At 72.1% G+C, this 11,205-nt stretch carries 11 protein-coding genes; 4 read left to right on the top strand and 7 right to left on the bottom strand.

Annotation, left to right across the window (positions count from 1 at the left end; translation table 11 throughout):
• Positions 1-505: hypothetical protein (locus FJY74_08420; protein ID MBM3308336.1), on the top strand; the 505-nt coding region annotated here is incomplete at its 5' end.
• 95 nt (positions 506-600) lie between these two features.
• Here the strand turns inward: FJY74_08420 and FJY74_08415 are convergent.
• Positions 601-1,572 (bottom strand): RluA family pseudouridine synthase, encoded by a 972-nt coding sequence (locus tag FJY74_08415; GenBank protein ID MBM3308335.1) that lies wholly within the window; start codon positions 1,570-1,572, stop codon positions 601-603.
• A gap of 66 nt (positions 1,573-1,638) precedes the next feature.
• On the opposite strand from FJY74_08415, the gene FJY74_08410 reads away from it, so the two are divergent.
• A complete protein-coding gene (locus FJY74_08410; GenBank protein MBM3308334.1) occupies positions 1,639-1,989 on the top strand; it encodes a carboxymuconolactone decarboxylase family protein in 351 nt (116 codons plus the stop codon).
• 86 nt (positions 1,990-2,075) lie between these two features.
• Here FJY74_08410 and FJY74_08405 read toward each other — a convergent pair whose 3' ends face one another.
• Together FJY74_08405 and FJY74_08400 are read right to left on the bottom strand one after the other, a co-directional pair.
• Complete coding sequence (locus FJY74_08405; GenBank protein MBM3308333.1) at positions 2,076-5,354, bottom strand: PD40 domain-containing protein; 3,279 nt, start codon at positions 5,352-5,354, stop codon at positions 2,076-2,078.
• A 54-nt stretch (positions 5,355-5,408) separates the two neighbouring features.
• On the bottom strand, positions 5,409-6,635 hold the full coding sequence (locus FJY74_08400) for a hypothetical protein (GenBank protein MBM3308332.1): 1,227 nt from the start codon (positions 6,633-6,635) through the stop codon (positions 5,409-5,411).
• 168 nt (positions 6,636-6,803) lie between these two features.
• Here FJY74_08400 and FJY74_08395 point away from each other — a divergent pair, with 168 nt between their 5' ends.
• Positions 6,804-7,544, top strand: coding sequence for a SagB/ThcOx family dehydrogenase (locus tag FJY74_08395; GenBank protein MBM3308331.1), 741 nt, complete (start codon positions 6,804-6,806; stop codon positions 7,542-7,544).
• Positions 7,541-7,948, top strand: a complete 408-nt coding sequence (locus FJY74_08390; protein ID MBM3308330.1) for a hypothetical protein — start codon at positions 7,541-7,543, stop codon at positions 7,946-7,948. The genes FJY74_08395 and FJY74_08390 overlap by 4 nt, the downstream gene beginning before the upstream one ends.
• On the opposite strand, the gene FJY74_08385 is transcribed toward FJY74_08390, so the two are convergent.
• The 4 genes from FJY74_08385 to FJY74_08370 are packed head-to-tail and all read right to left on the bottom strand — an operon-like array spanning position 7,896 to position 11,035.
• On the bottom strand, positions 7,896-8,507 hold the full coding sequence (locus FJY74_08385) for a glycosyltransferase family 4 protein (GenBank protein MBM3308329.1): 612 nt from the start codon (positions 8,505-8,507) through the stop codon (positions 7,896-7,898). The two genes, FJY74_08390 and FJY74_08385, sit on opposite strands and share 53 nt — an antisense overlap.
• Positions 8,441-8,839 carry a hypothetical protein gene (locus tag FJY74_08380; GenBank protein ID MBM3308328.1) on the bottom strand — a complete coding sequence of 133 codons (399 nt, stop codon included), beginning with the start codon at positions 8,837-8,839 and terminating at the stop codon, positions 8,441-8,443. The genes FJY74_08385 and FJY74_08380 overlap by 67 nt, the downstream gene beginning before the upstream one ends.
• 1 nt (position 8,840) lies before the next feature.
• On the bottom strand, positions 8,841-9,914 hold the full coding sequence (locus tag FJY74_08375; GenBank protein ID MBM3308327.1) for an NTPase: 1,074 nt from the start codon (positions 9,912-9,914) through the stop codon (positions 8,841-8,843).
• Positions 9,911-11,035 carry a glycosyltransferase gene (locus FJY74_08370; GenBank protein ID MBM3308326.1) on the bottom strand — a complete coding sequence of 375 codons (1,125 nt, stop codon included), beginning with the start codon at positions 11,033-11,035 and terminating at the stop codon, positions 9,911-9,913. Before FJY74_08370 ends, FJY74_08375 begins: the two co-directional genes overlap by 4 nt.
• Positions 11,036-11,205 lie beyond the last annotated feature (170 nt).

Raw genomic sequence — 11,205 nt, 5'->3', positions numbered from 1 at the left:
GACGGTCGCGTGCGACGGCGTGCCGGTGACCCACGTCCTGGCCACGAACCTGGCCGGGGCCTACCCGGTGAGCTTCGGCGAGTCGGTCATCGTCGGCACCTTCCCGATCACGCCGAGCTGCTACTGCATCGAGCTCTGCCACTTCTACGATTTCGAGACGAACTGGGACGGCGGCAACGTCAAGGTGTCGGCCGACGGCGGCCAGACCTGGACGCTCGTCTACCCGTTCGGCGGCTACGACGGCAAGAACACCTCGACCTACTACCCGTGCGCCTGCGTCTGGCAGCAGGACATGTTCACGGGCACGAGCACGACCTTCGTGAGGGACTGCTTCAACCTCGTGGACTTCATCGGCCAGACGGTCATCGTCAGGCTCGACGCGGGCTCGGACAGCTACGCCACGACAGACCTCGGCTGGTACGTGAAGTGGATCAAGCTCGGCGGCGAGGAGCAGTCGCCCGTCGAGGACGCCACCTGGGGCTCCATCAAGGCGATGTACAGGTAGCCTCGGAAGGGCACGCCGGGTTCGCCCGGTGTCATGTGAAGTGAGAGAGGGCGGGAGCGATCCCGCCCTCTCTTCTTGGAGCCGCGACACCGGGCCTAGCGGTGTCGGTCGATGCCCGCGATGAACTCCATCATGTCCGCGGGCAGGAACGCCTCGAGCGTGAGAAGCCTGCCCGTCCGCGGATGAAGGAACTCGAGCCGCGCGGCGTGCAGCGCGTGACGAGGAAGCAGGAGGTGCTCGAGGACGCGCGGCGCGGCCGGGTTCCGCACCGACTCGAGCAGGAGATCAGGCGGCATCCCGTAGATCTTGTCGCCCACGATCGGGTGCCCCGCGTGCTCGAGATGCAGGCGGACCTGGTGCGTGCGCCCCGTGAGCGGGTCCGCGCGCACCACGGCGAAGCCGCCGCGTCGCGACTCGACCCGGAAGAGCGTCCTCGCCGGACGACCGCGCTCGCGGTCCACGACGCGGCGGGCGACCGGACAGTCGCGCCCCGCCGGCGCGATCGGCGCGTCCACTTCGAACGCGTCGCACGACGGCTCTCCGCGCACGGCCGCGACGTACTCCTTCGCGACCTCGCCGCGCGCGAACGCGCCCGAGAGGGCGCGCGCCGCTTCGCGGTTCCCGGCGAGCACGACGACGCCGCTCGTCTCGCGGTCGAGCCGGTGCGCGAGGTCGAGCGGCCGACCGAGGTCCGCGCGGACCCGCGCGACGAGCGTGTGTGTGAAGTACGAGCCGCCGGCGTGGCAGGGGATGTTCCCCGACTTCGACACGGCCACGACGTCTTCGTCGTCGTGAAGGACCTCGTACGAGAAGTCCACCGGCGGCTCGACGACGAGGACCTCGTACTCCACGAGGTCGCCGCGCCCGACGGGCGTCTCAGGCCGCCCCGGAGCGCCGTTGACCGAGATTGAGCCTGCGGCAAGGCGCGCGGCCCACGTCGCCGCGTCGAGATAGCGGAATCGATGCGCCAGGTAGTCGGAGAGCCGCCATCCGTCGTGGTACGGGTCCACGCGCGTCGAGAGCCGGATCGCGCGTGGGCCGCCCCCGTTGCGGTCGTCGCCGCTCATCGGGTACGATGCCGGTCGCGCGCCGGCGGCGGCGGGGCATTGGTCATCGCACACGGAGGTCGGTCCATGGACGCATCGCGCCTCAGGCAGTTCCGAGAGCGGCGGGAAGCGCAGAACGAACGGGTCCACGCCAAGGGGCACCTCGGGATCGAGCGGTTCTTCGCGCTGGACGCGCGGGCCTACGCACCCGGCGCGCTCGACGCGAAGACGAAGGAGCTCCTCGGCCTGGCCTGCTCCATGGTGCTCCGCTGCGACGACTGCATCGCGTACCACATCGTCCGCTGCGCCGAGGAGGGAGCGTCCGACGACGAGATGCTCGACGCCATGAACGTCGCCCTCGTCGTGGGGGGCTCGATCGTCATCCCCCATCTCCGGCGCGCGGTCGAGACGCTCGACGGTCTGCGCGCGGAGGCGTAGCGGGTCGGCGCCGTCGGCGCGACGCGGCGCCGGCCGAGGCCCGTCCCGCGACGCGGCGCCGGCCGAGGCGCCCCCCGGCTCTCACGCTACCGCCGCGCGGCGATCTCGTCGAGGAGCACCTCCACGGCCTTCTCGAGCTGCACGTCCGCGCCGGACGCGATGCCCTCGGGCGCCGCGTCCACGCGCACGTCGGGCTCGATGCCCAGGTTCTCGAGGTTCCTCCCCTCGCCGTCGTACCACCCCGACCCCGGCACGCGGAACCCGGTGCCGTCGATGAGCTCGAGGTCGTTCGTGCCGATGACGGCCCCGTACGTCGGCGTGCCGACGACGGGCCCGAGGCCGAGCGCCTTCCACCCCATCGGGAAGATCTCCGCGTCGCTGTAGCACGACTGGTCGATGAGGAGCACGAGCGGCTTCGTCCACAGCTCGAGCGGGTTGTAGGACGGCGGGCGCGTCCGCGTCGTCTCGTAGCCGTACACGCGCCGGTCGAGGTATCGGAGGATCCCGTCGTGGACCGAGCCTCCGCCGTTCCCGCGGATGTCGATGACGAGCCCGTCCTTGCCCCGCCCCTGCGCGAAGAGGTCCTCCTGGAACCGGACGAGGTTCCCGAGCCCCATGCCCGGGATGTGCACGTAGCCCGCCCGGCCGCCGGACAGCCTGTCCACGAGCGCCCGGTTCTCGCGCAGCCGCGCCTCGTAGACAAGCCGCTGGTGCGTCCCTCCGCCGACCGGCCGGATACGCACCTCGCGCTGCTTCCGCCCTGCGGCGCTCTCCGCAACCTGGATGACAATGTCGCGGTCCACCGTGTCGTTGAAGAAGCAGGCGGGGTCGGCCCCGACCGGCACCGGCTCGCCGCTCACGGCGACGATGTACTCGCCCGCCCGGATGCCCGCGCGGTCGGCCGGCCCGTCGGGGATGACGCGCCGCACCCGGAGACCGGGTCCCGCCTGGCGCTCGTCGGCGTAGAGACCGAGGCTGCCCGTTGACGCCCCGCCGCCGTCGCCCTTGTAGATGCCCAGGTGCGACGCGGAGAGCTCACCGAGCATCTCGCGCACGACGTCGCGGAACTCCCGCTCCGTGTACGCCGCCATCGCCAGCGGCTCGTAGCGCCGGCGGACGGCCTGCCAGTCCACGCCGTGGAAGTCCTCGTCGTAGAAGCCGTTCCACAGCATGCGCCACGCCTCGTTGAACATCTGGCGCCGCTCGGCGGGGATGCTCACGGTGAAGAGCCCCGACACGCTCACGTTGCCCCGGCTCTTGATGCTCCCCGACTCGGGGTCCACGGTCACGGTCGCGATGTTCCCGCCGTGCGCGACGTAGTAGCACGTCGTCCCGTCCCCGTCCCAGACGATCCCGCGCGGGTCGCAGCCGCCCTCCGAGACCTGCGTGAGGCGGTCGCCCTTCCAGTCCACGATCCACAGGTCGTCGCTTCCGAGCGTCTCGGAGCGGAACGCGTACCTCTTTCCGTCGGGGCTCTGGGCGTAGAAGTCGTACCCGCCGCGCATGTTCATCACGGTCACCGTGCGCTCGCTCAGTCCGTCGAGGTCGATGCGGACCTGCGCGGGCGCGTCCTTGCCCTTCGCGCCGTCCTTCTCCTTCGCGTCGTCCCCGTCGTCCCGACTCTCCGTCCCGGCGTCCTTCTCCTCGTCCTCGCGCACCGACGCGGGCTTCCAGAACTCCTCGCGCGTGAGCCAGATGTACTTGAGCATGTACTGCCCGTCGTCGGTCCGCGAGGCGAACGAGAGGCGCTTCCCGTCGTCGGTCCAGCGCGGCTGGAAGTCGTCGTTCGGATGGAGCGTCGCGTTCACGGCCTCGCCGCCCGCGGCCGGAACGACGAAGATGTCCTCCTTGTGCCCCATCGTCGTTCGGCTCACGGCGACCCACCGGCTGTCGGGGGACCAGTCCATGTGGAGGATCTCGGCCTCGGGGAGGAGCTGCCGCTTTCGCCCTCCCCCGGCGGCCATGGTCCAGAGGTAGCCCGCGCCCAGCTTGTAGGCGATGATCGCCCCGTCGGGGGACGGACGCGGCGCGAGCTCGTCATCGGGTGAGTCGGTGAGGCGGCGCACCTCTCGCTTCACGGCGCGCGAGAGCCGCGCCTCGCCGTCCTCGGCCGACGCGACCGCGTAGAGGTCGTAGTTCCCCTCGCGGTCGGACGCGAAGAGGAGCGTCCGGCCGTCGGGCATCCACGCGATGTCGCGCTCGCGGGCGGCCGTCTGCGTCACGCGTTGGGAGCGACCCGTCTCGCCGTCCTCGAAGGAGAAGACGTAGATCTCGCCGCGCATGACGACCGCCAGCTCGTCCTCGTCGGGGGACAGCGCGAACTCGGTCACGCCGCCGGACAGCGTCGTGCGGAGCTCGCTGTTCCACTTGAGGTCGCTCGGCGCGTCGATCGGGACCTCTTCGGGCTCGCCGTCGCGAACCCTGAGCTTCCAGAGCCCCGCGTTCCACTCGTACGCGATGAGGGTGCCGTCCGCCGAGATGCTCGCGAAGCGGACGGCGCCGGAGGCGTGGCGCGTCACCTGCACGGGATCGCCAGCCACGGGCTCGCCTGAGGCGCCGGGCGGGGGAAGCGTCAGAGAGACCTTCCACAGGTTCATCACGCGGTCGTCCCGCTCGGACGCGAAGTACAGCGTCGCGCCGTCGGCGCCCCACATCGGCCGGTCGTCGTCGCCGGGCGAGGCAACGATGCGGTAGCTCGGTCCGCCGTCGAAGGCTCGAAGCCAGATGTCCCGCGACGCGCTGCCGCGGTAGTGGCGGCGCCACCACTCGGTGCCGCCCTGCACGAACGCCACCCAGCGGCCGTCCGGCGACACGGCGGCGCTCATCGCCCGGTCGCGAATGAGGCGGCGCGGGGCGCCGCCGGCGGCCGGCACGATGTAGAGCTGCGCCCGCAGCGTGTCGCGGTAGGACCCGAAGAGCACGCTCTGGCCGTCGCGCGTCCAGCACTGGGCCTCGTCCCAGCCGCTGTGGCAGGTGATCCTCGTCGGCGCGCCGCCGGCGGCGGGCATCACGTACACGTCCTCGTTGCCCTCGCGGTTCGACGTGAACGCGATCCGCGAGCCGTCGGGCGACCACAGCGGCGTGTCGTCCGCCGCCTCGTGGACCGTCAGGCGCTCCGCGCGGCCGCCGTCCGAAGGCACGACCCAGAGGTCGCCCATGTAGGTGAACGCGATGAGCCGCCCGTCGGGCGACGGAGCGGGGCGCCGGGGGTTGAGGACAACGCTGCCGCCCTCCGCGCTGACGGTCGGACGCGCCGCGGTGAGAGCCTCTCCACGCGCGGCGGCGACCCCGCTCCCCGCGACGGCCACCGCGAACGCCGCGGCGGCAAGCGCGACGCGCGCCACCTTTGATCCCTGCTGCACCATTCGACCCTCCCTTGCGAGGCGCTCACGAGACGCTGCGATCGGCAGAAGGGCTGTCTACGGCGGGGTGACCGGCGGGAAGAGGAAGCGGAGCGCTGCCGGGAGCCTGGCGGCCCAGGCGCGCTCGTCGTGCCCCGCGCCCTCGTCCTCGAAGTACTGGAGCGTGCGCCCCGGCTCGAGCCCCTTGAGCGCGAGCGCGTCGCGCATCCTGCGGTGGAGCGCGATGATGTCCGGCACGCCGTCGCCGTCGCTGTCGCTCCGGTCCTCGGCAGTGCCCATGTCGATCCACACGCGGAGACCGCGGGGCAGCGGCGACTCCTTGACGAAGTCCACGATCTGTCCGTCCGCCCACTTGTAGGCCGTGGACATCGCGCCGACGCGCGAGAACGCGCCGGGGTGCGTCCAGGCGAGGTAGATGGAGACGATGCCGCCGAGCGACGAGCCCATGACGCCGGTGTGCTTGCCGTCCGGAAGCGTCCGGTACGTCGCGTCGATGAACGGCTTGAGCTCGTTCAGGAGGAACGCGGCGTACCGGTCGGCTTCGCCGCCGCGGTGCGGCCGGCTCGGGTCGGGAACGGGCGTGTACTCCGCCGCTCGCCGCTCGCCGCCGTTCTCGATGCCGACGACGATGAGGGGCTCGATCTGCCCGGCCTCGACGAGCCGCGTGACCGTCTCGTCCACGCCCCACTCCACGCCGATGAACGCGCTCCGCGCGTCGAAGAGGTTCTGCCCGTCGTGCATATAGAGGACAGGATACCTCGCGTCGGGGTCCTCTTCGTACCCGGGAGGCAGGAACACGTGGACGGTCCGGCCGCCGCCGAGGGCCGCGGACGGGAAGTCCGCGTGCACGCGGAGGTCCCCGACGACGGTGGGAGCGCCTCGTCGCTCCTCTCCCTGGTCCCGCCAGTTCGCCACCTCGTCGCGCAAGGTCGTGCTGCTCGCCCGCTCCAGACGGCGGTTCGCGATCTCCTCGAAGCCCGGGCCCTTCTCGACGGTCTCCCAGGTTCCCCGCGTGAACTTGTACTCGAAGTCGAACGCGTCCGGCACCTCGAGCGTGACGGCGTAGAGCCCCCCGCCGAGGTCGCCCAGCTCCATCCCCGCCGGGTTCCACGGTCCCAGCGCGTCGATGTTGCCGGAGATGAAGACGCGCGCGCCCGCGGGCGTCGTCGCGGGCACGCGGACCATGAGCGTCACGGTCGCCGCGCGGGAGATCTCCGGGCTTCCGCTCAGCGATGCGAAGGCCACAAGCGCCCCCAGGAAGGACAGGTGTGAGTGCCGGATCATGATGCCTCCTGACGGCGAGGATACCGCCCCCGCTCCCCGCGCGCAACCGCGGTCAGGGGCTTGGCGCGCCTGAGCGCATGGTCTATACTGCTCCTCTGAACGCGGCCGGACTCCACCACGGAAGGCGCCGCGGAACGAGCGCCGGCGCGTGCCGGCACGGAGGCGAGCATGGCCGGGACCCAGCGATCGCGCAGGCCCCGCGAGGGAAAGCGCCCGGAAGCCCCGGGGGGCGAGGGCGTCGGGACACCGCAGAGCGAGGCGGCCGGCGCGGTCTTCGAACTTCCGACCCCGATCGCCGAGGGCGGTCTTCCGCTGTGGCAGGTGCTCGCGTCGCGGCGCTCCGTGCGCCACTACGGCTCGAGACCGATGACGACGGCCGCGCTCTCGCAGCTTCTCTGGTCCACGCACGGCGTCACCGGCCGATCCGGCGCGCGCGAACTCCGTAACGCGCCGTCCGCCGGAGCGTGCTACCCCATCGATGCGTACGTCGTGGTGAACAACGTGAAGGGGCTCGATCCGGGGCTCTACCGGTTCATCCCCGACGACCACGCGCTCATGCTCATCCGCGCGGGCGACGTGGGCGCCGAGGTCGCGAAGGCCGCGCTCGGGCAGACGATGTGCAAGCAGGCCTCCGTCACGCTCCTGTGGACGGCCGTGCTCCCCAGGACCACGGGGCGCTACGGAGAGCGCGGGCACCGCTACGTGTTCCTCGACGCGGGGCACGTGGGTCAGAACACCTATCTCGCGGCGACGGCGCTGGGCCTCGGATGCTGCACGATCGGCGCCTTCGACGACGAGGCGATGGACCGCGTCGTCGGCGCTGACGGCACGGTCGAGACGACGGTCTACGGAGCCTCGGTCGGCCCCTCGATCGAGGACCGGCAGCCGCCGGGACGGAGGATCCGTTGAGCCGCCCGTCGGACGACACCGGCGCCTGGAAGCTCCTCGCGATCGCCGCCGCGGTCGCGGCCGCCGTCTTCGCGGTGCTCTGGCTGGGCATGACGCTCACCGCCGAGCCGGAGAGCCTGCTCGTCGCGGTCGTCAAGATCGTCTACACCATCCTGATCGTGCTCGCGGCGATGGCGGGGCTCCGATGGCACACCGCGGCCGGAATCGGGCTCGTCGCGGCGGCGCTCCTGGCGGTGGCGTGGGTGCTGCTGCGGGCGCCCTACTACCCGCCGCTCGGCGCGCTCAGGACGCTCCTGCTTCTCGCCGTGCCCGTGGGACTTTCGGGCGTCTTCCTCGTCCTGGCGGGCGGCATCAAGGCCGGCACGTGGCCTCCGGACCGCGCGGGGCGCCGCGCCGCCGGCTGACCGCGGCGTCGAGCAGGAGTCCCTCGAGGTCCTCCGCCATCCTCTCGTACGTGAAGAGCGAGCGGGCCCTGGCCAGGGCCGAGCCGCCCAGCCTGCGCGCAAGCGCGGGGTCTCTCAGCAGCTCCTCGATCGCGCGGGCGAGCGCCCGCTCGTCTCCCGGCGGGACGACGAGCCCGTCCTCCCGGTCGCGGACGGCCTCTCTGGTCCCCGACACGTCCGTCGCGACGATCGGCGCGCCGACGGACATCGCCTCGAGCAGCGTATTCGCCATCCCCTCGTTGAACGACGAGAGCGCGAAGACGTCGGCCGCTCCGAGCAGGTCTCGCACATCGTCACGGAAGCCCGCGAACACGACCGCCTCGGCGACGCCCGCGCGCCGCGCCTCCTCTTCGAGGTCCTTCCGCCGGCCGCCCTCGCCGACGATCACCAGCCGCGCCCCCGGCACCTGCGACCGCACCTCCGCGAAGGCCCTGATCAGCGCGTCAAAGCCCGTCATCCGCGCGAGTCGCCCGACCGCCACGACCACGGGCGCGCCCGGCTCGACGCCCAGCGACTCCACGGCGCGCCGAGCGGCCGGCCGGCGAGACGCGCGGTCAGCCCGCCGACCCAGTGCTCGCGCTGCTTCGTGAGCACGAGCACGTCCGGGCGCTCGGCGCGAAGCGCGCCGGCGAGCGACGCGAAGGAGATCGGGTTGACATCGCCCGGGAGCCACACGCGGCGAGCCGGCAGGCCGCGCGCCTCGACCTGGCGGAGGACGCGCTCGTGCGACCAGAGCGCCATGGCGCCGTGCCCGCGCCCGGACAGCGAGCGCGCGGCCTCGAGCGCCCACTTCTCGGTGCCGCCCCAGTCGCGAGAGGTCACGCAGAAGAGCACGGTGAGCACGCGGGCCATGTCACGCTCCTGGGCTGCCGTCGGGCCCGGCACCATCCCGTGCGAGGAGAACCCTGAGAGCCCGGACCGCCTCATCGCGCACGGCGTCCCGGGTCGCCTCGGTGACCCGGAGCAGCACGATGTCGTCGCGCGCGCGGATCGCGTCGAGGAACGCGTTCGACCGGTCCTGGACGGTCGCAAGGACGGCGACCGGCGAGTCGAGCGCGGTGAGCACAGCGCGCTGGAACCGCTCCGAGCAGAGCTCCATGCGCCCGATCTCGTCCATCACGACGAGGCGCGCGCCGGCGACGGCGCGCTCGACGGCCGGCACGCCCACGCGCTCGAGATCGTCCCGGTTCACACCGTATCGCCCGACGCGGTAGGGGCTCTCGAGGTCCACGCGTGCGAGCACGCCCGAGGCGGACCCGTCGAGGTCCTCGATCAGGAACCCCACGCGCTCGCCGCCCTCGCGGATCTCCCTCGTGACGAACCCCATCGCGCGCACGCCCAGACGGGACGCGACCGCGCGGATGAGCGTGGTCTTCCCGACCCCGGGGCGCCCGGTCACGAGGACGTTCTTGCGACGCGTCGCCACGCCCGCTCCCCCACCCCTCTCTCCGAGGACGGACCGCAGCCACGCCCTCGCCCGCGCGACGTGCGTCGCCGCCCAGTAGACGCGCCCGCACGACGGGCACCTGGCGAAGCGCGACTGCGTCGCGAGGACGTACGGCGGCACGAGCCCGCCCATCTCATCGGCGTGGGCCTCGGTAACGGGCACGTTGCAGCGCAGGCACCGGGAGAAGAACCCCGCGGGGTCGGGCGACAGGCCAAGCTCGCGCGCCACGAACCTGAGCTGGTCCGCCACGCGGTCGCCCTCGACGAGCACGACGCGGACGGGCAGGCGCGTCGCGGCGATCTCACGGTCGCGGGTGAGGATCACGCGCCCGTCGCGCAGGGCCGCGAGCCGGATCTCCTCGTCGGGGGCGTGGGCGGCATACGCGGCGTCGTACCCCAGCATCCGGAGCGTCTTCGCAAGTCGCCCGAGCATCGCGTCGGCGACGAAGGTCGGTCCGCCCTGCCGCGACTCGGAGTTCATCGTCCCGGCCGCCCTGACACGATGCTCGTGTAGACGCGCTCGTTCCCCTCGACCATTCTCTCGAACGTGAACCGGTCCCTGACCAGGCGCACCGCGTTCGCGCACAGCCGCGCCGCGAGTTCTCTGTCGGACACGAGCCGCACGACCGCGTCCGCGAGAGCCCTCGGGTCCTCGGGCGCGACCAGAAGTCCGGTCTCACCGTCGAGCACGATCTCGGGGATCCCACCGACCCGTGTCGCGACGACCGGTCGCCCGGCGGCGAGCGCCTCGAGGATCGCGACAGACAGACCCTCGCGGGAGCGAGGGGAGTTCGCAAGGACGTCCATCGCCGCGAGGACTTCCGGTATGTCCTCACGATATCCCGCCATGACGACGCGATGGCCCAGCCCGGCTGCGGCGACGGCGGTCCGCATCGCCTCCGAGTCGGTGCTCTTCCCTACCAGAAGGAACCAGGCATCCGGTACGGCCTCAAGCACCAGACGCGCCGCCCGAAGGAACACGTCGTGTCCCTTCCAGCCGGGATAGAAGTTGGCGACCTTGGCGATGAGTGGCGCCCGGTCCGGCACCCCGAGCTCACGCCGCACGCGCCCGCCATCGAGCCCGGGACGGTACCGCGTGGTGTCCGTCCCGCTGTACACGACGCTGATTCGCTCTGGGTCAACGCCGTAGTCCACGAGCACGTCCTTCACTGCCTGGGAGATCGCAACGATCCTCGTGACCACCCCCGACGTGTACTTGATGCGACTGCCCAGGTTGTCCTTCGGCCTGTGAGCGACGCGGCGCGAGACAACGAACGGGCGGCGCGTCAGCGCGGCCGCGATGAGCCCCAGCGTGTGCGCGTGCGCGCGGTGCGCGTGGACCACGTCAACCGAGCGTGCAGCGATGAGACGCGCCAGGCGCCCAATGACGAGCGGGTGGAGCTCCGAGATCAGGTCCATCGGGACGACGTCGATCCCCGCCGCGCGCGCCCGCCCATCGAGGATGCTCCCCCCCGTCGTCACGAGCGTCACGCGGTGCCCCCGCTTCGCCAGCCCCTCGCAGAGGGCCAGCGTCTGGGCCATCGCCCCGGTCCACGACGGGGACTCGATGATGTGGAGAACGCTCAGGCGGTCGTCGCTCATGGATGCCTCCACGCCGGACTGAACCAATGGCGACGCGATGCTACCCGCCGGCCGCCGCCCCGGCAACCGGAGAGAGCGGAAGGCCCGCGGACCCTGCTGCCGAATCCCGGTCGCCGCTCACACGGACACCGGCGCGCAGACGCAGACCTGGCAAGGGCCACTCCCGTGGT

Origin of the sequence: Candidatus Effluviviaceae Genus I sp. (assembly GCA_016867725.1) — a bacterium.
In the GTDB taxonomy this organism is placed as follows: domain Bacteria; phylum Joyebacterota; class Joyebacteria; order Joyebacterales; family Joyebacteraceae; genus VGIX01.
The sequence above is the reverse complement of the archived record's forward strand: the minus strand, read 5'-3'. Positions and strand labels throughout refer to the sequence as shown.